Here is a 23,186-nt window from a genome sequence, read left to right as displayed (position 1 = left end):
CAGATCGAGGCTGCGTACAGCAAAGGAGTGAGAGTGGAAGCGAACGATTTTGAAGGGCGTCTGGAAGAGGCTAAACAGATCCTTGAAAAACTGATGAACCCCGAGATGACCCTCGAAGAGAGCGTCAAGGCCTATGAGTCGGGAACCAAGGCGCTCAAAGAGGCGCAGCAGATTCTCGAAGCGGCGCGCAAAAAGATCGAACAGATCCGCGGCGGGGAGGAGACGGAGTCGTGACGGTTGGCGTGCTGCAGCTTCCCTCGGTCGGCATGAGTACGACGAAGCTGTATCACTATGTGCGGATCGCCCACAAACGCGGCGTACGCGTCCTGCTGATGGGCGAATACCTCCTGAACTCCTTTTTCAAAGAGCTGCAGCAGACGCCGGTCTCGATGCTGCGCGAACTCTGTGATCACCAGCTCGGCATACTTCGGGATCTCGCGGCCGCCTATGACATGACCTTCGTTGCCCCCCTGGTGACGGTCAAAGCGGGCACCCCCTTTAAAAGCATCGTCAAAATCTCCCCCCGTTCGACGGCCTATTACCAGCAGCAGGTACTGATCGACTATCCGCACTGGAACGAAGCCGCTTTCTTCGCCAACCCGGTCGAACCGCTTCACGAACCGATGACCTTCCGAGTCGACAATGTCCGTTTCGGCATCCTCGGCGGCTATGAGCTGCATTTCGACGCATTGTGGCAGAGTATCTGGGAGAAGAGGATCGACTGCATCCTGCTGCCGACGGCCTCCACCTTCGAATCGCAGCAGCGCTGGCGCGACCTGATCCGAATGCGCGCCTTTACGCACAACTGCTTCGTGCTGCGGGCCAACCGTATCGGCGACGTAAAAGACGACGGGCATCTGTGGCGCTTTTACGGCGATTCGCTGCTGGCCAATCCCGACGGCGAGATCGAAAGCACGCTGGGGGATAGGGAGGAGCTGATGGTCGTCGAGATCGACCATGCGCAGGTGATGGAGTCGCGCCGGGGCTGGAAGTTCAAAGAGGCGATGGAGAAACGGCGTGATTAAATGGAAGAAGTGGCTCAAAGAGCTGATCGTACTTGCACTGCTTACCGCGGTAGGCGCCACCGTCATCGGCTACCTGCGTGCCCCATCCTTCGAAGGTGCCGCTCTGCCCAAGGTGGAGGTCTCCAAACTCTACGGGCTGGCCTATGACAGCAGCGTCAAACCGGACAAGCCCTACATCCTGCATTTCTGGGCGACCTGGTGCCCCGTCTGCCATGCGGAAGCGGGCAACATCGACGCCCTTGCCAAAGACGAGAAGGTCATTACCGTCGCCGTCAAATCGGGCGGGCTGGAGAAGATCGGCGAATATATGAGAGCAAACGACCTCTCTTTCCCCGTCATCAACGACCAGAACGGCGCCATTGCGGAGGCGTTCAGGATCGGCGTCTTCCCGACGACGATCATTGTCGGCAGAGACGGCAAAGTCTTCTGGGCCGAGAGCGGCTATACGACGACGTGGGGACTGAAGCTGCGGCTCTGGCTGGCCGAGATTTTCTAAATAGACGATAGCGGGCAGCTCTTCAATCTACAATTTTGACAACACTCTTCTGCCACTTTTTTAGAAAAAGTAGCGCAAAAAGCGGCCTTTCGCGAATCGCTCATCCCTCCCGGCTTTGGGCCTCCGGGATGGCTTATAAAGAGCGCTCAAGGCCAATTTCTGATTTCATTGAATGCGCTTTGTCGAGACAAAGCTCTTTAGGAACAAAATAGCTTCGGTTCCCGAAGCGCATTAAATCAATAGGCAACCTGTCGTTAAGCGTGCCTTGGAAGCCGTTGCGGAGGCATAAAGCCGGGACCAGCGAGCGATTCGCGCAACGACGATTTTCTTTTGGTTCTTTTCTTATGAAAAAGAAAAGAATGAAGAGGCAGATCGTTCACATAATAAGTACAGGAGAGGGAAATGTTCTGCGTCAGTAGACCGTCACGACAAGCTTCCGGCTACCGCCATGATCGCGGTGTTCGCCGAGGTAGATCCCCTGCCAGGTGCCGAGGTTGAGACGGCCGTTGGTGACGGGGATGGTCAGCGAGGTGCCGAGCATAACGCTTTTGATATGTGCGGGCATATCGTCGTCGCCTTCGTAGGTGTGGACGTAGTAGGGCTTGGCGTCGGCGACATCGGTGAAGAAGCGCTCCATGTCTTTGCGGACAGTGGGATCGGCGTTTTCATTGAGAGAGATCGATGCACTGGTGTGTTTGAGGAAGAGGTGAGCGAGGCCCGTCGTTACGCCGGATGCCGCGACGGCATTGTCAATGGCATCGGTGATGAGGTGGAATCCCCGCGGGTAGGGGGGCAGGGTGACGGTGGTTTGGAACAAACCGTTTACTCCTCCGCGAGCCTGTTCATCATAAAGAGGTAGAGCTCTTTGTGCGGTACGTCTTTGTCCAGCGCTTCGCGGTAGAGCCCCGTGACCTGGAGATGGTGTTTCTCATAGGAGAAGTGGGGGAAGTGGTTCTGCCATGCTTCCTTGATGCGCTGGGTCGCCATGCGGTCGACCAGCCACTCTTTGAACATCATGTAGGTGCCGAAGAACATCCCCGTGAAGAGAATGGCGAGGATGATGAGCAGGTGGCAGTCGATCTTTTCGAGCTCCTTGTGAAAGAGGAGGCTCAGCGGCAGGAGGATGATGTTCCAGAGAATAAGGAAGACAAGAATCGTGCGGCCGATACGCAGTTTCAGTCCCGGGATCTTGCCTTCGAGTTTGAGGCCGTCGTCGTGGTTCTTGTTGATCTCGAGCAGTTCGCGCAGCAGCAGCGGCTGGTCATTGCTACGGGTCACAAAGGGGATGATGGTCTTGTCGATAAAGGCGAGCACGCTTCCTCCTGCGGTTTTGTGGGGACATTATAGCGGTTTTTACACATTTTGGCCGTTCGGACTGCCTAAAATGGGAGGCTCTGGGTGAATTTATCAAAAAGTTATTAAACTTTTTAATGTTACAGTGCGATTAGCTATTTGAGGAGGTGCGGAGAATGATGCACTATTTCCATCGTCAGATCAAACTCTGGGGGGAAGAGGTCCAGCAGTCGCTGCAGGCAAAGCGGATCGCCATCATCGGAAGCGGCGGCCTGGGGAGTTCGCTCGCGTTTGCCCTGGGGGCGACGGGAATCGGGGAGATTCATATCGTGGATTTCGATGAGGTGAGCGTGCACAACATTCACCGCCAGATCGCTTTCAAGACGGGGGACGAGGGCAAAAACAAAGCCGTCGTCAATGCCGGCATCGTCGAGGCCCGCTGCCCCTATACGAAAGCGTATGCCCATGAGTGCGACTTCAACGCCTTCGCGAAAAAAGGGATCGAAGTCGACCTGATCCTCGATGCGACGGACAACCTCCCGACACGGGGACAGATCAACGAATATGCCAAGATCCACAACACGCCGTGGGTCTACGGTTCGGTCGAAGCGTTTCACGGGCAGGTCTGTTTCTTCGACCGCTCCTCTTTCAACGATGTGTTCAAGATCACGCTCAAAGAGCCCGCGGGGATTGCCGCACCGATCGTCATGCATATCGCCTCGCTGCAGGCGAACCTGGCCCTGCGCTACCTGGCGGGCCAGCCGGTCAAAAAAGATTTTCTCTACTACCTCTTTTTCAACGACGAGGGCGAACTCGTGACACAGAAATTCGGCCTTCCTGTATAACGGCGGCTGTTTTACTCCCTGCTAAGCAGCGCACGCTATAATTTCATACTTAAAACAGGTATGGCCGGAGACCCGGGTACGGGTATCGGGGCAGACCGGATTTCAATGTGGAGAAGTGCGATGCGCGGTTACAAGATTTTTGCCGGGAGTGCCAGCGAAGAGTTTGCGAAAGAGGTCTGCAGATACCTCGACGTCCCCCTGGCCAAAGCGGATATCAAACGTTTCAGCGACGGGGAGATCTCCGTTCAGATTGCAGAGAGCGTCCGCGGACGCGACGTGTTCATCATCCAGTCAACGGGAGCCCCGTCCAACGACAACCTGATGGAGCTGCTCATCATGACCGATGCGCTTCGCCGCTCTTCTGCGAGCTCCATTACGGCAGTCATCCCGTATTTCGGCTACGCACGCCAGGACCGTAAAGCGGCACCGCGTGTCCCCATCAGCGCGAAACTCGTCGCGAACCTCTACCAGACGGCGGGCATCGACCGTCTTGTGACCATCGACCTGCACGCGGGCCAGATCCAGGGCTTCTTTGACATCCCTGTTGACAACCTCTACGGCTCCATCATCTTCCAGCAGTACATCAAGGAGAAAAACCTCCCGAACCCGATCATCGCCAGCCCGGATATCGGCGGGGTCGCACGCGCACGCTATTTCGCAGAGAAACTGGGCCTGGAGATGGTCATCGTCGACAAACGCCGCGAAAAGGCAAACGTGGCCGAAGTCATGAACATTATCGGCGACGTCGAAGGCAAGGATGTCATTATGATCGACGACATGGTCGATACGGCCGGGACGATGGTGAAAGCGGCAGCGGCGCTCAAAGCCAAGGGCGCGACCTCCGTCATGGCCTGTGCGACGCACGGGGTTCTGAGCGGCAAAGCCTACGAGAACCTTGACAAGGGCGAACTCGATGAGCTGATCATCTCCAACTCCCTGGCGACCAAACCCCACCCGAACATCAAGGTTCTGACCGTAGCACCGCTCTTCGGCGAAGTCATCCGCCGCGTTTACCACAACGAGAGCGTTAACAGTCTGTTCGCATAAGCAGGGAGCACAATGGACCTGAGCCACATTCGCAACTTCTCTATCATCGCCCACATCGACCACGGTAAAAGTACCCTGGCCGACCGGATCATCCAGGAGTGCGGCTCCGTGACGGAGCGTGAACTCAAATCGCAGATGATGGACACGATGGACATCGAGCAGGAGCGCGGTATCACCATCAAGGCACAGAGCGTCCGGCTCGATTACGTCAAGGACGGCGAACACTACGTCCTGAACCTCATTGACACCCCGGGCCACGTCGACTTCAGTTACGAAGTCAGCAAGTCACTGGCTTCCTCTGACGGCGCGCTGCTGATCGTCGACGCGGCACAGGGGGTCGAGGCGCAGACCATCGCCAACGTCTACCTTGCCATGGAAAATGAACTTGAACTGCTCCCGGTCATTAACAAGATCGACCTTCCCGCCGCCGAGCCGGAACGGGTCGCCGAAGAGATCGAAACGAGTATCGGGATCGATGCCACGGACGCATTGATGGTCTCTGCCAAAACGGGCGTAGGCATCCGAGAGCTTGTCGATGCCATCGTCGACCGCATCCCCGCCCCGGTGGGCGACCCGGATGCGCCGACGAAGGCGATCATCTACGACAGCTGGTTCGACCCCTATCTCGGTGCGCTGGCGCTGGTACGTGTTTTCGACGGCAATATCCGCAAGAAGCAGATCGTCAAGCTGATGAGCAATAATGAACAGCACGAGGTCCTCGACCTCATGTACCCGCACCCGCTCAAGAAGATGAAGACCGAGTCGATCGACAGCGGCGAGATCGGTATCGTCGTGCTCGGCCTCAAAGATGTCGGGACCCTGAACGTCGGCGATACGATCACCGATGCGAAAAGACCTGCGGCAGAGCCGGTCGGGGATTATGAGCCGGCGAAGCCTTTTGTCTTCGCTGGGCTCTACCCCATCGATACGGACAAGTTCGAGGATCTGCGCGATGCGCTGGATAAGCTGCGCCTCAACGACTCGTCGCTCAGCTACGAACCGGAGACATCCGTCGCCCTCGGGTTCGGTTTCCGCGTCGGTTTCCTCGGCATGCTGCACATGGAGGTTGTCAAGGAGCGTCTGGAACGCGAATTCGACATGGACCTGATCGCCACAGCCCCCTCGGTCGTCTATGACGTCTTTCTGACGGACGGTTCGCAGATCGAAGTGCACAACCCCTCCGAACTGCCGCCGGTAAACCATATCGAACGCATCGAGGAACCCTATGTCAAGGCGACGGTCATCACCCCGTCGGAGTACCTCGGCAATATCATGAATCTGCTCGTCGCCAAGCGCGGCATGCAGGAGAAGATGGACTACCTCAACGAGGAACGCGTTCTGCTGGAGTACTCCGTACCGATGAACGAGATCGTCGTCGATTTCTACGACAAGCTCAAGTCCATCTCCAAAGGGTACGCAAGTTTCGACTATGAGCCGATCGACTTCAGAGAGGGTGACCTCGTCAAGCTCGACGTCCGTGTTGCCGGCGACGTCGTCGACGCCCTCTCGGTCATTGTCCCGCGCGAACAGGCGGAACAGCGCGGCCGGGCGCTCGTCAAGAGCATGAAAGAGCTCATCCCCCGTCAACTCTTCGAAGTCGCGGTACAGGCCTCCGTCGGCAACAAAGTCATTGCCCGAGAGACCGTTAAGTCGATGGGCAAGAACGTTACGGCGAAATGTTACGGAGGGGATATTACCCGTAAACGAAAGCTGCTCGAGAAGCAGAAAGCCGGTAAGAAACGGATGAAGGCGATCGGCAAGGTACAGCTGCCGCAGGAGGCCTTCATGTCCGTCCTCAAAATGGACTAATACAAAATGGCCTGGCTGCAAAGTGCGAATAGCACGCGGGCACCCCAAGGGCACTTCCTCCAGGGCGCCTGCTACCGATGCAGCGAAGCGGAATTTCGCAGGGCTATAGCCCGAGGACACAGCAAACTCAGTGTTAACGTAGGCAAAGGGGCTTTGCTCCTTTGGCGTAAATGAAATGAAATGCCTTCTCTGCGAATCGTGGTCGTTAAGCCGCATTTGCAGGAGCTGCCGTGAGGAACATCTTGCCCCCTCCCTTCACACCCGCAAGATCGTCGGGAAACTCTCCGTCCACTCCTTTTACAGATATGATGAGATCGAGCCGCTGCTGCTGACGAAGCACACGGACATCGGCTACCACCTTTACAAGATCATGGCATCCGCCTCCTTTGCAACGTATGCGGCTTCGCTGGAGTCGGAGGAACCTGTGGCCGTCATTGCAGTGGATGATCATGTCCGTCACGGATATTCGCATACAGCGATCCTGGCGCGTGCGATGAAAACCGACACATTGATACCGCGGCATGCCGTGCTGCGCGACCGTTCGGGGCACCGCTACTCCGGGCAGGATTTCCAGTACCGCCTGACCCATCCGCGCGCGTTTGAACTCAAACCGTTCCCGGAAAAGAGCGTCATCCTCGTCGACGATATTCTGACAACAGGACTGACGTTGACCCAGGCGGTGGAGACGCTGGAAATGGCAGGGAAAGAGGTGCTCTTCTGTCTGACGCTGGCCGACGCGGAGCGTTAGGCGGGCAGGGCTTCGTTCTCTTTCTTTTCGGGCAGATAGTTGACGGTGTTCTCAATCGTCGGGGATTCGGAGAAGTCGAAGCGGATCGATGCGGCGTTGAGGGCGAAGGCGATCTGCTCTAAGGTCGTTCGGGCAGATTTCTGCACATCGGGGAGCAGTTCGATCATCATGCCGTTGGCGATGGCGGAGACCTGCTTCTTTGCCTCCCTGATCAGGGCATTGCGGTCGTTTTCGTCGAAGCCGTCGCTGAAGACGCCGGCGATGAGGTCGGGCAGCAGCCACGGCAGCAGTTTGCCGTTCTGCTCATCGTAGAAACTGATATCCTTGATGCTGAGCGAATAGCGGCACTCGGGCATTTTAAAGAGGTACTGCCCTTCGCCCAGCTCCTCGATGCCGAAATGGCTGTCTTTGAGGTTGTAGCTGAAATCGATGTCGAAGGTGAAGATCATCGCCAGTTTCTTCTTGGAGATGAGCCAGCGCAGATACTTCTCCCCGAAGTTCCCGAAGATATGATCCGACGCCGTGACGATCTCCTTCGTGACGACCTTGTAGACGTTGAGGGTCCCCAGTGACTCCATTTTCTCGATCGTCGAATAGAGGGCAACATTGGCCGGGCCCTCTTTCTTGTTGCGTTTGAGGTACCAGACGAGCAGTGCGATGCCCCCCGCAAGGAAGAGGCCGGTGAAAAACATAATGAGATTATCCATGTCCCCATTGTAGCTCAGCACGGATAATAGTGCGCTATCGTCTGCTGTAGGGGAGTTTCGTCTGCAGGCGAAGGTCGGGAATGGCGTGGCCGATGGTGAAGTGGTAGAGGCTCTGGAAGTCGTTCCCCTCCAGTCCCAGCAGCCGGTGCACGACGTCGTCGAGAAAACAGCCTATCCCCGTGGCGCTGAGACCGAGAGAGGTCGCTTCGAGGTAGAGCTGCTGGCCGATGGCACCGCACTCCCAGTAGAGGCTTTTGTAGCGTCCCGGCCCGAAGCGCTCCAGCTGGGGGGCAAATTCGCAGAGCATGCCCAGTGAGAAGGCGCCGTCAGAGGCGATATCCTGGCTGCAGGAGATGAACTTCGCCTGGGGACGGAAGTCGCCCGTTTCGAGCAGATAGAGATGCTCTCCGGCCGGCCGGAAGAGAAAGTCATTCCGCATAGATGTTTTGAACGTATCCAGGTAACTGTCGTTCAGGAGGTAGAGGTAAATGCCCGGATCGAGCGTCTCTATGTCATGGACAAACAGGACGAGGGACGCAGCGGGGACGAAGCCTTCAAAGCTGTGCTTCGCCGCGTGCAGCAGCTGGGTGAACGCCTCAAAGCTGATATGGGTGCGCCCGAAATCCATAGCCCGGGCGCTACGGCGGGTGAGGATGACCTCTTCGGCAGCGGTACTGCAGTGACTGCCGAAAGGGTGGGATGCTGTCTCTACGGGGAGGTTGACAGCGGCAGCCGTGGCCTTTTCGACGAGGGTGATCGCTTCCCAGGGGTGCTGGGAGGGGCTGAGGCGGTTTGCCGTTCCCGCATACGGTGTACGGCAACGGGCGAGCAGCGGGACAAGGTCGGGCACTGTACCGCCTTTTTCAGGGCTGATAAGCAGCAGTGCATCGGCGATCTCTTCCTCGTTCGGCTGGAAGCGGTTCGGCTGGTTTAACCCCAGCAGTGTATCGAGGATGTCGGATTCAAAGGCGTCGCAAAGGCCGGCATGCCAGCCGTTGAGGCGTGCCGAAACCTGGACGGCGCGCAGGGCATGACCGGCATCGAGCTGGGTGTAGCGGAAGGCTCGCTCGCCGTACTTCCACGCTTCGCGCCAGACGATGGAGGTGAGCCCCATCAGTAGCGATCCCTCGGGCATTTCCGACCAGAAATCAGTATCGAACGTGTGGAGGATTTCAAGGCTGTGGGTCATGGGTGCATAATGGGCAACAACGCTTTGGGTACTGACACCTTCAATCGGGGGGAGGATGACGTAGCCTTCCGTGGGATGGAGATTGCCGCTGGAGGCGTTGCAGCGCAGTGCCCAGCAGTCGCTGCCGATGCATTTGATGGCCGCCAGCCCGAGGCTGTAGCGCAGCAGGACGGAGAGGTTCTCCAATGTCAACGGTTCGGAGGATACCCCTTCAAAAAGAGCGGCATAGGTCGGTTCGGGCCGCGGGGAGGGAAGGGGAAGGGGTATCCCCTTCGCCCCGTCAAAGCGGCGGTAGGGATCGGGCTGTGTCGCCCAGTCCATATAGCCCAACGATGCTGCATAGCGGTTGGGGTGGTGCTTGGTCCGGTCGTGGTATTCGAAAATGGTTGCAAGGGCATTCATGCGGAGATTGTTCCCAAACTCCTTTAAAAGGGGGCTTGGAAACCCTGCACGGGGAAAATATTTAAGCGCCTAAAGATGAATGCCTTTTGCATTGCATGCTCTCACGCCTGATTGTCCTGCGTGTCTGTGACTTGGAGGGGGGATTCTTCCGCAGGAAAGGTTTTGAGGCTGCCCGCTCTCGTACTGATAAGCGCTTCGAGTTTTTTCGCCGGCAGCGCTTTTTCGCAGAGGAAGCCCTGGTAGTAGTCGCAGCCGAGTGTTTTGAGCATCTCCAGCTCCTCATCCGTTTCAACCCCTTCGGCGACGACGGTCAGTTCCATGCTTTTGGCGATGGCGATGATGGTCTTGACGATCATCATCGAATTCTCGTTGTGTTTGAGATCGGTGATGAAGGAACGGTCGATCTTGATGACACTGACGGGGAGGTGTTTGAGATAGGAGAGCGAGGAGTAGCCGGTCCCGAAGTCATCGAGGGCGACATGCACCCCGAACGCTTCAAGGGCTTTGACCTTGTCGATGGCGCCGAGGGAATTGTCGATCATGGCACTTTCAGTCAACTCCAGTTCGATCATATCCGGCGCGATCTCATTCCCCGCGACCAGGGCACGGACATAGTCGACGAAATCGGGCTGGTTGAACTGGTGGGAGCTGACATTGATGGAGACGCGTTCGATGGCGTTGGCCGCACCGCTCTTCTGCCACTGCTTGATCTGTTTGATGCTCTCTTCCATCACCCACTCGCCGAGTTTGACGATCAGGCCGCTCTCTTCGGCATAGGGGATGAACGCATCGGGCATCACCAGCCCTTTTTCGGGATGGTTCCAGCGGATGAGCGCTTCGACCTGGGCGATCTTCTCGCTGTCGATGGCCACCTTGGGCTGGTAGTAGAGCTCGAACTCCTTCTCTTCAAGCCCTCTGCGCAGCTCTTTTTCCATCTGAAGCAGTTCGTGCTGGGAACTCTCGAAAGACTCATGGTAGAGCTCGGCATGCTGGCGGCCGGTCCGTTTGGCCTGGAACATGGCGATGTCGGCACGTTTGATCACCGTTGCAGGGAGGGTGTCCTCCTCCCCGCTGAAGACATTGATACCGATACTGGCGGAAACGCTTACCGTCTCTCCGTCGATCGTAAACGGGCTGTTGATGATGTCGATCAGCCCGGCGGCGATCTCCGTGGCCTCTCTTGCCGCTTCGGTGTAGTCATAGGGCAGGCTGTTGAGCAGGACGAGGAACTCGTCGCCGCCGATGCGTGCGACGGTGTCTTCGGACCGGAGCTGTTTAAGCACACGTTGGCTGACCTGGTAAAGCAGCTGATCGCCGATATAATGACCGTAGTCGTCATTGATATGTTTGTAGTGGTCGAGGTCGATGAAGAGCACGGCGGCACGGAAGTGGTGCTGACGGCTCTGCTCGATGGAGAGCTTGATACGGTCGGTAATGAGGCTGCGGTTGGGCAGTTTGGTCAACGGGTCGTAAAAACTGTTCTGCCGGATTGTCTCTTTGGCCTCTTTTTCCAGGGTCAGGTCCCTGACAAAGCAGACGGCCCCCTGGTGCATCCGCTTTTTGTCGGTGACGGGAACGGTTGAGAGCTCGATATAGTAGGACTCCTCCGAAAACGAGGAGTAGAACGGCCCTTCATAGCGTCCCTGTGCATTTTCGAATACCTGCTGCAGTGCCGGCAGGATGCGCTTGTCCGAAATGCTGTTGAGATCATAGCCGACGAGCGATTCGCGTTCGGTCAGCTGCAGCATCCTGAGCATCTGGTTATTGAGATCGGTAATGTGCAGGCTGCGGTCGTAGTAAAAGATGCCAACCGGGGCATTGTCCAGGAGGGAAACCAGCCGCCCCTGCGTGTTTTCGAGGTCGGACATGGCCTGGGTGAGGGCGAATTTGCTGTAGATGGCATTATCGATGACGGCGCCGAAATGTTTGGCGCTGAAGATAAGCAGGATGCCCAGGGCGCTGACGATGTAGGCGATGGTCTGGTAGAGGGGGTCCTCCATCCAGGCCAGGCGGATAATCACCGGGGCGAAAGAGAGCAGGGCATAGGCGACGACCAGCTCCCATGAGGCGGAGATGATGCCCAGTGCGGTGGCGGTCAGGCCGAGGATGAAGAGGACGACGACCATCTGGTAGAGGATCTCGTGCTGCGGGAAAAGCAGCAGTGCGGTGCTTCCCCACAATCCTCCGCCGATCAGGACATAGGTGTAGTACCGGTGCAGCCAGAGGGTGCTCTGGGCGCGCAGCTCCTCATCGGAACTGTTACTGTAGAGCAGGTAATGGTAGAAACGGAACAGCAGTACGATGACGGAGACACTGACCCAGACGGCCAGGGAGAGGTTGTCGACGTAGTGCCACATGATGACGCTGAAAAGAAGGACGCTGAAAAAATGGATGACAAGAATAACCGGTACGGTGCCGTAGAGGTATTTCAGTTTGTCAAAGTCAAATTGCCGCATTGTTGCACATTCCTCTAAGATACTTTACGCACGGCCTTTTACCCTGTGATTGGATGTTAAGACAACAAATCATAGCATAAAAGTCCCTACGGCAGGGGAGAACGGGTTTTTTTATTTGAAAAAGGTGTCAAAAAGCTGCTGCACCTGTTTCCCGGCCTCTTTTTCAAGCAGTTTCCCGGCGTCGACGGTGACCCCGGGATGGGCAATCTTGCCTTTGAGCCGGAAGGGGATGACGGCCCCGGCGGCTTCGAGCGTGATATCGGCGCGAACGGTCTGTGCTGCGGTATCGATCTTCGCATGCCGGGTCTGGAGTGCGGCCAGGTCGGAGTACAATGTCGCGTCGGCATCGATGCTGGTATCGTCGAGGCGGGCCAGCGTCGTGCCGTTGAAACGTTCGCGGTAGAGATCGACCTTGGTGTATTGGCGCAGCAGGTCGAAGGCATTGTTGCGGGAAAACGCTCCCTCTTTGAGGGTACCCTTCAGCTCGCCGCGTTTGGTGTCAAGCCTGTAGTCGAGGGTGCCGTCGAAACGGGCGTCGAAAGTTTCGGGCTGCACGAGCATATGCATCGCCTGTCCCGTGCTGATCTGTTTGAAGGTCGCGGTCAGTGTTTGGTTGTTGAGCGTCGATGCGATCTGCCCTTTCAAAAGATTGCTGTTCGCATGCAGCAGAAGATGTTCGGCATACGTCAGGTCCCCTGTGATCTTTGCCGACCCCTGCAGCGGCCGATCCGCCAGGGCGGAGAGTCTGCGCAGGTCCGGGATGTCCGCCGTGTAGCCGGCGGAGAGTTTCATCTGCGCGACGTCGTATTGCAGGGTGTCGGAACGGAGGGTGAAAAGATCAGAGTCGAACGCCGCTTCGGTGTTGACAAGGTCACCATTTAGGCGGCTGTTGCTGCGGAGAGTAAAGGCCGATTCAGGGAAGGTACGGCCCAGCTGTTTGGTCAATACGGCGGCATTCGCTCTGCCCTTTTGCATGTCAACGGTGATCGTTCCCTGCATCGCACCCGGCCGGAGGTTGGTAAGGAGGGCATGGCCGGTGATGTCGGCATCGGCGATTGTCGGATAGCCGAGCATGGTGAGAAGCTTCGCCAGCCTGAGATGTTCGGCCGTCACATCGGCGGAGATCGGGGCATACTCCTTGAAAACGGCTTTGAGGGCGCTTTTGCCCCCGGCAATCTCTCCCGACGCAGTGGCATCAAGATGCTCATGGTCGCCTTTCACGGTTCCGGAGAGGGCGACCGGACCATGCAACGTCCGCCCTATCAATCCCTTCAAGAGGGCGAGCTCCCGGATTGAAAAGGCGTAGCGCAGGTCCATTCCGCCGGTTTGCGGTGTCAGGAGCCCGTCGGAATGCAGGTGCCCAAGGGCGGAATCGGTTTTGGTCTCATAGGTAATGGCATCGTTTTTGAGCGCCGCTTGCAGGGATGCACTCAGTGCCGTGTCGGGCAGTTCCATGCCATACACCTTGCGAATGAGTGCCCGGTTGAGTGCGCCGTCCGCGAGACGGGCGTCAACCGTACCGTCCAGGGCAGCGGGGTCGATGGAGTGCAGCGTCACGTTGGCATCGAGCTCTCCTGAAGCCAGGGGCTGTTCACCGGCAAGGGCAAGCAGCTGATCCAAGCGGGCATGGCGGACGGTGGCAGTGAGCGCTCCGGGCGTGAAGTCACGGAGGATCAGCTGGTAGGCCGTGTCGCTTTGGGCGAGGTCGGCGTTTCCATTGATCTCAAGCAGGGCGAAGTTGCCGGCCACCGTTCCTTCGGTCTGTAGTTTTCCCGATATTTTTTCGCCGCTCAGGGCGGCAAGGTCGTGAAGATCGGCACGGTAGCGGGCGGAGAGTGTCTGCGTAAAGAGCGAATACTCCCCCTCCGCCCAGATATGACCGGCCGTGTCGAGGAGGATATCGATGCTGAAACGGTTCCATCCGAGGTTGAACCGAGTGACGTCAACGGGCTGCGCCAGTGTATCCTGAAGCCTCTCCTGCAGCATGCCGGCGATAATACGGTTGCCCGGCGGCGTGAAGGGGAGAACGAGTACAATGGCAATGAGCGCAAGCAGGACAATGAGCGTCAGGGTGAACCGGTGCATGTGGGGCCTTTTCGTCCGGGAGTTCAAAGCACTATTATAGCGCTGCATCGGCTGCCCGTCGGTTTACGTTTGCGGCATATAGGTCGCAAAGGCGCCTTCCACGCTCAAAGCGCTTTTGTAGCGTGTTGGCGTAAGCCGGGTCTTTTTCGTTTTCAGGCTGCAGACGGCCAGGCGGAAGTTGGAGCCCATAAAGGGTTCGACGATACAGATGATATTGTCTCCGACCTGCCGCGTCGCGTGGATGGTGCCCTGCAGATCATGAAAGAAGTATTTGGGATAGCTAAGCGGCGTGATTTCGACGATATCCACGCTTGTCCGGCGGTCAAGCGTCCCGGCAATGAGTTCGGCGTCTTCGAAGCTTTCGAACTGGACGCACCAGTCGTCGAACTCCTTGTTGAAGTGCTTGAGATCCTCATCCAGAAAACCTCCCGCCGGCGATTGCAAAGCAAAAATACTCATAAAAACGGCCTTTTCATAGCGGGTCTACTTGTTGTGGAATTGTACCATCTCCCCTCCTGCAGGGCTCTGAAGCGGGGTGGAGTGCATGAAAAATACACTTTAGTCAGTTTGGCTCAAGTATATTGAACCAAACTTTACAATCAGTACTTGACATAGATAGACTCATATGGTAAAATTTGTCCAGATTTCATAGAGAAAGGAGTCTGACAGTCGCTATGTCTCAGGAAGAAAACAAGCAAAACAGTGAAGAAACTTTGCCCAATGATGAAGAAATGATTGAGGAGATGGTTTCCGAAGAGGCGGAAGAGGTCGGTTCGGACCTTGAACGTGTTCAGATGGAACTCGATCAGCTCAAAGATAAATATACGCGGGTCCACGCGGACTTCGACAATATCAAAAAACGTCTGGAACGCGAAAAATACCAGGCGCTCGAATATGCCCAGGAGAAGTTCGCGAAAGACCTGATCCCGGTCGTCGACTCGCTGGAGATGGCCGTCAAGGCCGCCGATGCCGAAGGGATGGAAGCCGCCGAGCTTCTGGCCAAGGTGAAAGAGGGTGTCGAACTGACGATGAAGCAGTTCCTCAGCGCGCTTGAGAAACACGGCATTAAGGCGGTAGGCGAAGAGGAGCCGTTCGACCCGAACGTCCACCACGCGGTACAGCAGGTGGACAGCCCGGACCACGAGAGCGGTGAAATCGTCAGTACCTTCCAGAAGGGGTACAAGTACAAAGAGCGGACATTGCGCGATGCAATGGTCGTCATTGCAAATTGATTTGAACGGCAAACGGAACGAAGTCCCGTTTCCCTACGCTCGCCGCTAAGGCGCTAAAGCACATCGATGCTTCCGGCATCGACGTAAAACAAAAGAAAAACCGTAAAAAGGAAATAACATGAGTAAAGTAATCGGTATTGACCTTGGTACAACAAACTCCGCAGTAGCAGTCTATGAAGGCGGCGAAGCGAAAATCATCCCGAACAAAGAGGGTAAGAATACGACGCCTTCCGTCGTTGCCTTCACGGATAAGGGCGAAGTACTCGTCGGTGACCCGGCAAAACGCCAGGCGATCACGAACCCGGAGAAAACGATCTACTCCGTCAAGCGTATCATGGGTCTCATGATGAATGAAGAGAAGGCCAAAGAGGCGCACGACAAAGTCACCTACAAGATCGTCGACAAAAACGGTATGGCTGCCGTTGACGTTGCCGGCAAAGTGTACACGCCGCAGGAGATCTCCGCGAAGATCCTGGCCAAACTGAAAGAGGATGCTGAGTCTTACCTCGGCCAGCCGGTCACCGACGCGGTTATCACCGTTCCGGCCTACTTCAACGACGCCCAGCGTAAAGCGACGAAGGAAGCGGGAACGATCGCGGGCCTGAACGTCCTGCGTATCATCAACGAACCGACGGCGTCCGCGCTGGCATACGGTCTGGACAAAAAAGGCGAAGAGAACGTCCTGGTTTATGACCTGGGCGGCGGTACGTTCGACGTCACGACGCTCGAGATCGCGGAAGGGACTTTCGAGGTTCTCTCCACGGACGGTAACGCCTTCCTCGGCGGCGACGACTTCGACAACCGTATCGTCGACTTCCTTGCCGGCGAGTTCAAGTCCGAAAACGGCATCGACCTCAAAGCGGACAAGATGGCGCTCCAGCGCCTCAAAGACGCGGCGGAATCGGCGAAAAAAGAGCTCTCTTCCGCCTCTGAAACGGAGATCAACCTTCCGTTTATCACGGCGGACGCGACAGGCCCGAAACACCTCGTCGTAAAACTGACCCGCGCGAAGTTCGAAGGGATGATCGACGATCTCATCAAAGAGACGATGACGCACATCAACGTCGCACTCAAAGATGCGGACCTCGACAAAGGCGAGATCAAAGAGGTCATCATGGTCGGCGGTTCCATCCGCGTCCCGCTGGCGCAGCAGAAGGTCTCCGAGTACTTCGGCGGCAAAGAGCTGAACAAATCGGTCAACCCGGACGAAGTCGTCGCCCTCGGTGCGGCGATCCAGGGCGGGGTCCTGCGCGGTGACGTCAAAGACGTCCTGCTGCTCGACGTTACACCGCTCTCCCTCGGTATCGAGACCCTCGGCGGCGTCGCGACGAAGATCATCGAGAAGGGAACGACGATCCCGGTCAAGAAGTCCCAGGTCTTCTCCACGGCCGAAGACAACCAGCCGGCGGTCTCCATCCACGTCGTCCAGGGTGAGCGCGAGTTCGCGAAGGACAACAAGTCCCTCGGTATGTTCGAACTGACCGACATTCCGGCGGCACCGCGCGGCGTTCCGCAGATCGAAGTCACCTTCGATATCGACGCCAACGGTATCCTGACCGTTTCCGCGTCCGACAAAGGCACGGGCAAACGCCAGGAGATCAAGATCACCGGTTCGTCAGGGCTCTCCGAAGAGGAGATCAACAAGATGGTTCAGGACGCCGAGTCGCATAAAGCGGAAGACGAGAAGCGCAAAGAGCTTGTCGACCTGCGCAACCAGGCGGACGCGATGATCGCCCAGACGGAAAAAGCGATGAAAGAGGCGGGCGAGAACATCGACGCCGGCGACAAAGCCAACATTGAAAGCGCGATCAGTGCCCTCAAAGAGACGCTCAAGGACGAAAGCGCGACCAAAGAGCAGATCGAAGAGAAGCTCAAGACGCTGACGGAAGCAAGCCACAAACTGGCCGAGCAGATGTACAAGCAGGAACAGGGCGGTGCCGCGGCTTCCGAAGGTGCCAAGAAAGCCGACGACGACGTCATCGACGCCGAAATCGAATAATCCCCGGGCCTTCGGGCCCCTTCACCTGTACTCCTCCTTTTTTCTCCTTATTTTTGCCCCTTTCCCGCAGAACGCGGAAGGTGCGGTTACACGCCCGGGTCCTCCAGGTCAAAGCGGCGGCTGATCCATCTGAAGTAGAGCGCCGAAACGACAAAAGCAAGCCCCAGCAGGGCCATGACACCCTGCAGCCCCATCCCCCACTCCACCAGGACACCGATAAGAAAAGAGACGGCAGATACCGTCAGCAGGAAGATCATGTCATTATAGGCAATGACACGGCCGTAGTAGGCCTCTTCGGTATGGTGCTGCAGCAGGGTATAGGTAAATGACCAGATGGTCGTCGTGCTGAGGCCGACAAGGATCGAGGCGGCAAGCGCCAGGTAAAAGTGAGGCAGTGCCATCGCCCAGACAAGAATGGAGAGGGCCTGCAGCAGCAGCAACAGGGGAAGCCTTCTGACGGTGATCCAGCGCCCCAGCAGCAGCGGGCCGCCCACCAGCCCCAGGGCGCGGAAAGCGTGGGTTAGCCCGATGGCCAGCGGCGCGGCGACGGCCGGGAGGTAATAGGCCTCCGCAGCGAGCGGGACCAGGCCGTCAAAGGCTGTAAAACCGACAAAAGCATGCAGAATGATGAGATGCAGGGTCAGGGGGTTGCGTTTGAGGTAACCGACGCTCTGCGAGAGGAGTGCAAGATAGCGATCCGTTTCGCGCACTTTGTGCGGGGGAAAAACGGCGGGCAGCAGCAGTGCGAACGCGACGGCGAAGAGGGCGGCGTCGGCAAGGAAGGCGGTCTTGACGCCGAGGTAGTAGACGGCAATGCCGCTGAGCGCCATCCCGACCGTGTAGGAGACGGACCAGATGATGGAGTGCAGTTCATTGGCGTGCTTGAGCGCCGAGGCCTTCAGAAAGCGCGGCAGCAGCGCCATCTCCAGGGTAAAGTAGAAGCTCGAAGCCCCCATGCGCACGAAGACCAGCACGAAAAGCAGCCAGAGGTGCGCGGCGTCGTCGATCAGTATCAGCGGCAGGGTCGTGACGATCTCGATCAGCAGCAGGGCAAGCATCAGCCGTTTCGGGGCGATCTTGTCGATGAGTGCCCCGGAGAAGGGGGCCTGCAGGACCCCGGGCAGAAAGTGCAGCGCCGCGACGGTGGCGACGACGAGGGGGGATGCGCCGAGCCCCAGCAGCAGGGTAAAGATGGCTACGTTGCTGAACCAGGCCCCGAAATAGGCGATAAGCTGGATAAAGGAGATGCGCCGCAGCAGCGGTTCGTTTTTCAACAGGGCGATGTAGTGTTTCACGCGAGGATACTCCGGGGAAGATTGACGGAAGAATGGTAGCGTAATCACGGCCGAAGCGCGCCGCACAGCCTCCCTTTGGTATAATGGCCGAAAAAGTGACGGAAAAGCGAGACACTATGAATGCATTTTTGGAAGAGGCGAAAGCGGCGAGCCGGGAACTGATGTTGCTGAGCGGTGCGGAGAAGAACCGCCTGCTTCGGGAGATGGCGGGGGCGATGCGCTCCGCGACGATGGACATCATCGAAGCCAACGCGCTGGATATGAAAGCGGCGGAGGAGAACAGCCTGAGCAGCGCACTCAAAGACCGCCTGTTGCTGGACGAGAAGCGTATCGAGGCGATGGCGACGGCCGTCGAGGAGATCGCCGCGCTCAAAGACCCCGTCGGCCGGGTCATCGACGGCTGGGTTACCGACGACGGGCTCAAGATCGAGAAGGTGAGCATCCCCATCGGCGTCATCGGCATCATCTACGAATCCCGCCCGAACGTTACTTCCGACACGGCGGCACTCTGCTTCAAAAGCAACAACGTCTGCGTGCTCAAAGGGGGCAAGGAGGCGGAGCACTCCAATGCCGCCATCGCGAAGGTGCTGCGCGCCACGTTGAAACGCAACGGTCTGCCGGAGGCACTGATCTCCCTGCTGCCGGACGCGTCGCGCGAAGGGGTGGCGAAGCTGATCAAAATGGACAAATACGTCGACCTGATCGTCCCCCGCGGCGGGGAAGGGCTGATCCGTTACGTCAGTGAGAACGCGACGGTGCCGGTCGTCAAGCATGACAAGGGGCAGTGCCATACCTACATCGACAAGGATGCGGACCTGGACAAAGCGTTGCGGATCGCCGTCAACGCCAAGGTCGACCGTCCAGGCGTCTGCAATGCGATGGAGACCCTTCTGGTGGACAAAGCCATAGCAGCCGATGCCCTGCCGAAGCTCAAAGAGGCTTTTGACGCGGCGCACACCGAGCTCAAAGGGTGCGGCGACACCCGCGCGATCATCGACGTCGCCGAGGCGACGGAGGCGGATTTCGACACGGAGTACCTGGCGAACATTCTCAATATCCGGACCGTTGACGGCGTCGACGGCGCCGTGGACCATATCGTCCGCCACGGTTCGGGACACTCCGAGGCGATCGTGACGGAGAACTACACGACGGCGGAGCGGTTCCTCAACGCCGTCGATGCCGCGGCGGTCTACGTCAACGCCTCGACCCGTTTCACCGACGGCGGCGCCTTCGGCTTCGGGGCCGAGGTCGGCATCTCCACGAACAAGCTGCATGCACGCGGCCCGATGGGCATCGAGGGGCTGACGACCTACAAGTTCAAGATCTACGGCAACGGCCAGATCCGCTGATGCAGGTTTTACGGGTTGAGAGGCTCTCCTTCGGCTACACGCAGGAGAAGCCGCTCTATCATGACTTCTCCCTCTCGCTTGACACGGGAGAGATCAAAGCGATCGTCGGTCCCAGCGGGGCGGGCAAGAGTACCCTCTTCGAACTCATCCTCGGCAACCTCCGTCCCCGGGCCGGGAGGATCGAAGCCCTGCCGGCCTCCATGGTCTTCCAGGACCCCTACAGCTCCTTTCACCCCACCTACACGGTGCTCAACCAGATCAGGGACGTGGCGGATACATCCGGGATGGAACACTACCTTGAGGATATGGGGCTGGACGAGGCGCTCCTGCACAAACTCCCCCACGAGCTCTCCGGAGGGCAGCTCCAGCGCGCTTCCATTCTGCGTGCATTGCTGATGAAACCGAAGCTGCTGCTGCTGGACGAGCCGACCTCCGCGCTGGACAACGTCATCCAGCTCGACGTGATGCAGCTGCTGCTGCGCCACCTGGACGAGGTCGGCATGCTCCTGATCACCCACGAGATCGACCTCGCCAACTGGTGCGCCGACGAGATCGTCCAAATAGGCTGAACGCACTCTGCGGGCGGCCTCTATCCGTTTTGTACGAAAATACCTACAGAAAAGGAGCGGCCCGCTCCGCTACAATGCCTAAAAAATTACAAGGCATACCCAATGAGTAAACGTATTCTGATCGTGGATGATATCGGTTTTATCGTCGAATTCGAATCGACAGTCATTGATGCCCTCTCCAAAGAGATCAAGCAGAAGATCCTGATCGATTCGGCGAACTCCGTCCGCGAAGCGCTTGCGAAAATCGCGCAGAACGATTACGATGCCATGGTCGTGGACATGAACCTGCCTGACGGTACGGGCATCGAGATCGCCAAGGCGGCGCAGGCCAAAAACGCGCAGACGCGCATTGCCGCGCTGACGATCTATCCCCAGAAGTTCGAGCAGGACCACACCTACTTCGACGCGTATTTCAAAAAACCGATCCTGCCGGCCGTCTATAAAGAAAATGTCCGCCGACTGCTCCAACTGTAGACGCAGCCGTTATCTTTCCCGAGGCGAAATACATTCCCTCAGACGTATCCTTTCTCCGGCCGAACCTAATCCCGTGCGGCCATTGCCGCTTTGAGCACCTTTTTGATCTCTTTTTTGTTGAAGGGCTTCCCGACATAGGCGTCAAAGTGGGGGTTGTCCGAAGCACTGGCTTTCGGGTCCCCCGAAATGGAGACGGCATAGGCCGAAGGGAGGTCGTGCTGTTTTTCAATGGCCCGCAACTCCCGGATGACGTCGTTACCCGAAATCTTCGGCATATGGTTGTCGAGAAGGAGCAGGGTAAAGGGCTGGTTCTCCAGAATCCCTTTGGCGAGCAGGTCGATGGCGCTCTGGCCGTCCTGGGCCGTTTCGATCGTGCAGAACTCCTCTTCGAGGATCGCTTTGATCAGTTCGATGTTGATGCGGTCGTCGTCGGCGACAAGGACTTTGGGGATGCTGCGGCTTGAAAGCATGGCATGGAGCCTGCTCGCATAGTAGCCGTACTGCGAGATGACGTCGACCTCCGCCGTGTTCTGTGTTTTGGTCATGGAGAGGAAGCGCTCCTCCATCACCGTCAGAGGCAGGCTGTTCGTTTTGGCATAAGCGACCACCTGCTCATCGAATTTACTTTGAAAAGCGATGAGGTGGGTGGTGTCGGAAGGCGCCTGGATGACGGAACGGATCGCGACAATATTGGATTTCGGGAGCCCCATGCGCAGCAGGTAGCGCATGATATTCCTGCTGGTCGGCAGGTTGGGCTCGTCCATGAGGATGGCGATCTTGCTTTGCGGGTTCTGGACCGGGGCGAAGCTCGGAGCCGTATTGACGGCCTGCAGCGGCAGTGTGAAGAAGAAGCAGCTCCCTTTGTCCACTTCGCTCTCAAGTGCCAGCTCCCCGCCGAGATCGTGGACGTACTGGGCGCTGATGGCGAGGCCGAGGCCGGTGCCGCCGAAGGTGGCGGCCGTGTCGTCCGTCGCCTGTCTGAAGGCTTCAAAGATCGCCTGCTGGTGCTCTTCGGCGATCCCGATTCCCGTATCGGTAACCGCCACGCTCATCGTTCCGGCACTCTGGTCGTAAACAACGGCCAGCTCGACGGACTTCCCGGTCGGGGTGAACTTGTAGGCATTGCCGATGAGGTTCATGACGACCCGTTTGAGTTTGGCGGCATCGACGCTGATCTCCTTGGGAAGTGCGGGATCGATGTAGATGAGGTAGCAGAGCGCCTTGTCCGACATGTTCGCCGAAAAGATATCGGCGATATCGGCGAAGAACTTTGCCGGTGTGATCCGTACGGGCGTTGAGAGTGTGCGTTCGCGCTGCGTCGAAACGCGGTCGAGGATGGAGGTGGTCAGCTCGTTGATAAAGCGGGCGCTCTCTTTGGCGTTGCGGACGTACTGCAGCAGCCGGGCGTTGTCGACCTGACCTTCGAGCAGCTCCAGGAACCCGAAAAGCGCATTGGCCGGGGTCCGGATATCGTGGACCGTATTGGCCAGGAACATGAGCGTCTCGTCGGGAGCGGCCGTCGTCGGCTGCGCGCGTTCACTCGCCTCGACCTGTCGGCTGACCGCATTCGAACTCTCTTTGAGGCGCTCGCTGAGATAGATTTCGGGGGCATCTTCCGTCTGTTTTTCCGGGTACATACGGTAGATGACGTTGACGAGAAAGGGCGCGATCGCTTCGAGCATCTCCATGTCGTCCTCGTCGAAGTTCTGTTTGTGGCGTACCGAGGAGTAGGCCGTGACGATGCCCAGCAGACGTTCGTCGTTCATCAGCGGCAGGATGATCTTGGATTTCATCCTGATCTCGTCGGGGTTATCGGTTTCCGGAGCATACTCTTTCTCGCTGGCGAGGTAGTTGTAGATCCCCCCGGTCAGGGTCAGGAAACTTTTGGCCAGGACGCCGTGCTGGTCCAGCATGGATAGCTCGCACACCTGGTCCGCTTCGCGGGCGCGTTTGAGGGATGCTTCCATCTCGTCGAAGACCCAGAGCGAGGCGAATTCCGAATCCAGCAGCGTCGTGACGAGCGTTTCGGTGACGGCGTTGATCTGCCGGTTGTCCTCTGCGGCCTCGATCCGGCGCGTCGTCTCCTGGAGCAGTGCTTTGAATTCGCCGCTGTTGAATTTTTTCATCGGTATCCCCTCCTGAATGGCGTGTACGGGCGGAACGGCC

Annotated in this window: 21 protein-coding genes; 12 read left to right on the top strand and 9 right to left on the bottom strand. The window is 57.7% G+C overall.

Annotated elements, in window-relative coordinates; translation table 11 throughout:
• The first annotated feature begins 33 nt into the window (after positions 1 to 33).
• Genes xseB through WCX18_RS08615 form a run of 3 tightly spaced genes read left to right on the top strand, consistent with a single transcriptional unit; the run spans position 34 to position 1,521 of the window.
• Complete coding sequence (gene xseB / locus WCX18_RS08625; RefSeq protein ID WP_345984735.1) at positions 34 to 234, top strand: exodeoxyribonuclease VII small subunit; 201 nt, start codon at positions 34 to 36, stop codon at positions 232 to 234.
• The gene (locus WCX18_RS08620) at positions 231 to 1,025 is read left to right on the top strand and encodes a carbon-nitrogen hydrolase family protein (RefSeq protein WP_345987201.1); all 795 of its coding nucleotides are present in this window, start codon (positions 231 to 233) and stop codon (positions 1,023 to 1,025) included. Before xseB ends, WCX18_RS08620 begins: the two co-directional genes overlap by 4 nt.
• A complete protein-coding gene (locus WCX18_RS08615; protein ID WP_345987200.1) occupies positions 1,018 to 1,521 on the top strand; it encodes a redoxin domain-containing protein in 504 nt (167 codons plus the stop codon). The genes WCX18_RS08620 and WCX18_RS08615 overlap by 8 nt, the downstream gene beginning before the upstream one ends.
• Positions 1,522 to 1,933: 412 nt before the next feature.
• On the opposite strand, the gene WCX18_RS08610 is transcribed toward WCX18_RS08615, so the two are convergent.
• Both WCX18_RS08610 and WCX18_RS08605 read right to left on the bottom strand, forming a co-directional pair.
• Positions 1,934 to 2,338, bottom strand: a complete 405-nt coding sequence (locus WCX18_RS08610) for a secondary thiamine-phosphate synthase enzyme YjbQ (RefSeq protein ID WP_345987199.1) — start codon at positions 2,336 to 2,338, stop codon at positions 1,934 to 1,936.
• Between the two features lie 5 nt (positions 2,339 to 2,343).
• Positions 2,344 to 2,835 (bottom strand): hypothetical protein, encoded by a 492-nt coding sequence (locus tag WCX18_RS08605; RefSeq protein ID WP_345987198.1) that lies wholly within the window; start codon positions 2,833 to 2,835, stop codon positions 2,344 to 2,346.
• 155 nt (positions 2,836 to 2,990) lie between these two features.
• Between WCX18_RS08605 and WCX18_RS08600 the strand changes: the two genes are divergently transcribed.
• From WCX18_RS08600 to WCX18_RS08585, 4 genes are all read left to right on the top strand, one after another.
• Positions 2,991 to 3,659 carry a ThiF family adenylyltransferase gene (locus WCX18_RS08600; RefSeq protein WP_345984730.1) on the top strand — a complete coding sequence of 223 codons (669 nt, stop codon included), beginning with the start codon at positions 2,991 to 2,993 and terminating at the stop codon, positions 3,657 to 3,659.
• Between the two features lie 120 nt (positions 3,660 to 3,779).
• Positions 3,780 to 4,706: a ribose-phosphate pyrophosphokinase gene (locus WCX18_RS08595; protein WP_345987197.1), complete on the top strand. Its 927-nt coding sequence runs from the start codon at positions 3,780 to 3,782 to the stop codon at positions 4,704 to 4,706.
• A gap of 18 nt (positions 4,707 to 4,724) precedes the next feature.
• Positions 4,725 to 6,515 carry a translation elongation factor 4 gene (gene lepA, locus WCX18_RS08590; protein ID WP_345990792.1) on the top strand — a complete coding sequence of 597 codons (1,791 nt, stop codon included), beginning with the start codon at positions 4,725 to 4,727 and terminating at the stop codon, positions 6,513 to 6,515.
• Between the two features lie 175 nt (positions 6,516 to 6,690).
• Positions 6,691 to 7,263 carry a phosphoribosyltransferase family protein gene (locus WCX18_RS08585; protein ID WP_345987196.1) on the top strand — a complete coding sequence of 191 codons (573 nt, stop codon included), beginning with the start codon at positions 6,691 to 6,693 and terminating at the stop codon, positions 7,261 to 7,263.
• On the opposite strand, the gene WCX18_RS08580 is transcribed toward WCX18_RS08585, so the two are convergent.
• The 5 genes from WCX18_RS08580 to WCX18_RS08560 all read right to left on the bottom strand — a co-directional run bounded on the left by WCX18_RS08580 (position 7,260) and on the right by WCX18_RS08560 (position 14,561).
• Positions 7,260 to 7,970, bottom strand: a complete 711-nt coding sequence (locus WCX18_RS08580; RefSeq protein WP_345984727.1) for a DUF4230 domain-containing protein — start codon at positions 7,968 to 7,970, stop codon at positions 7,260 to 7,262. The genes WCX18_RS08585 and WCX18_RS08580 overlap by 4 nt on opposite strands.
• Before the next feature lie 34 nt (positions 7,971 to 8,004).
• Positions 8,005 to 9,561, bottom strand: coding sequence for a SagB/ThcOx family dehydrogenase (locus WCX18_RS08575; RefSeq protein ID WP_345987195.1), 1,557 nt, complete (start codon positions 9,559 to 9,561; stop codon positions 8,005 to 8,007).
• Between the two features lie 101 nt (positions 9,562 to 9,662).
• Positions 9,663 to 12,017: an EAL domain-containing protein gene (locus tag WCX18_RS08570; RefSeq protein ID WP_345987194.1), complete on the bottom strand. Its 2,355-nt coding sequence runs from the start codon at positions 12,015 to 12,017 to the stop codon at positions 9,663 to 9,665.
• Between the two features lie 111 nt (positions 12,018 to 12,128).
• Positions 12,129 to 14,102, bottom strand: coding sequence for a hypothetical protein (locus WCX18_RS08565; RefSeq protein WP_345987193.1), 1,974 nt, complete (start codon positions 14,100 to 14,102; stop codon positions 12,129 to 12,131).
• Positions 14,103 to 14,165: 63 nt separating this feature from the next.
• Positions 14,166 to 14,561, bottom strand: a complete 396-nt coding sequence (locus WCX18_RS08560; RefSeq protein WP_345987192.1) for a hypothetical protein — start codon at positions 14,559 to 14,561, stop codon at positions 14,166 to 14,168.
• A gap of 215 nt (positions 14,562 to 14,776) precedes the next feature.
• Here WCX18_RS08560 and grpE point away from each other — a divergent pair, with 215 nt between their 5' ends.
• Together grpE and dnaK are read left to right on the top strand one after the other, a co-directional pair.
• A complete protein-coding gene (grpE, locus tag WCX18_RS08555) occupies positions 14,777 to 15,334 on the top strand; it encodes a nucleotide exchange factor GrpE (RefSeq protein WP_345987191.1) in 558 nt (185 codons plus the stop codon).
• A 118-nt stretch (positions 15,335 to 15,452) separates the two neighbouring features.
• Positions 15,453 to 17,333 carry a molecular chaperone DnaK gene (gene dnaK, locus WCX18_RS08550; RefSeq protein WP_345987190.1) on the top strand — a complete coding sequence of 627 codons (1,881 nt, stop codon included), beginning with the start codon at positions 15,453 to 15,455 and terminating at the stop codon, positions 17,331 to 17,333.
• A gap of 86 nt (positions 17,334 to 17,419) precedes the next feature.
• Here dnaK and WCX18_RS08545 read toward each other — a convergent pair whose 3' ends face one another.
• Positions 17,420 to 18,628 carry an MFS transporter gene (locus WCX18_RS08545; RefSeq protein ID WP_345987189.1) on the bottom strand — a complete coding sequence of 403 codons (1,209 nt, stop codon included), beginning with the start codon at positions 18,626 to 18,628 and terminating at the stop codon, positions 17,420 to 17,422.
• Between the two features lie 116 nt (positions 18,629 to 18,744).
• On the opposite strand from WCX18_RS08545, the gene WCX18_RS08540 reads away from it, so the two are divergent.
• The 3 genes from WCX18_RS08540 (at position 18,745) to WCX18_RS08530 (ending at position 21,020) form a co-directional block, all read left to right on the top strand.
• Positions 18,745 to 19,977, top strand: a complete 1,233-nt coding sequence (locus WCX18_RS08540) for a glutamate-5-semialdehyde dehydrogenase (protein ID WP_345987188.1) — start codon at positions 18,745 to 18,747, stop codon at positions 19,975 to 19,977.
• Entirely contained in the window at positions 19,977 to 20,546 is a 570-nt protein-coding gene (locus WCX18_RS08535; RefSeq protein ID WP_345987187.1) for an ATP-binding cassette domain-containing protein, read from the top strand. Before WCX18_RS08540 ends, WCX18_RS08535 begins: the two co-directional genes overlap by 1 nt.
• Before the next feature lie 102 nt (positions 20,547 to 20,648).
• Entirely contained in the window at positions 20,649 to 21,020 is a 372-nt protein-coding gene (locus WCX18_RS08530; RefSeq protein ID WP_345987186.1) for a response regulator, read from the top strand.
• A 65-nt stretch (positions 21,021 to 21,085) separates the two neighbouring features.
• Here the strand turns inward: WCX18_RS08530 and WCX18_RS08525 are convergent, their stop codons facing one another.
• Positions 21,086 to 23,146, bottom strand: a complete 2,061-nt coding sequence (locus tag WCX18_RS08525) for an ATP-binding protein (protein WP_345987185.1) — start codon at positions 23,144 to 23,146, stop codon at positions 21,086 to 21,088.
• Between the last annotated feature and the right edge of the window lie 40 nt (positions 23,147 to 23,186).

The organism is Sulfurimonas sp. HSL1-2, assembly GCF_039645565.1.
GTDB classification, from domain to species: domain Bacteria; phylum Campylobacterota; class Campylobacteria; order Campylobacterales; family Sulfurimonadaceae; genus Thiomicrolovo; species Thiomicrolovo zhangzhouensis.
The sequence above is the reverse complement of the archived record's forward strand: the minus strand, read 5'-3'. Positions and strand labels throughout refer to the sequence as shown.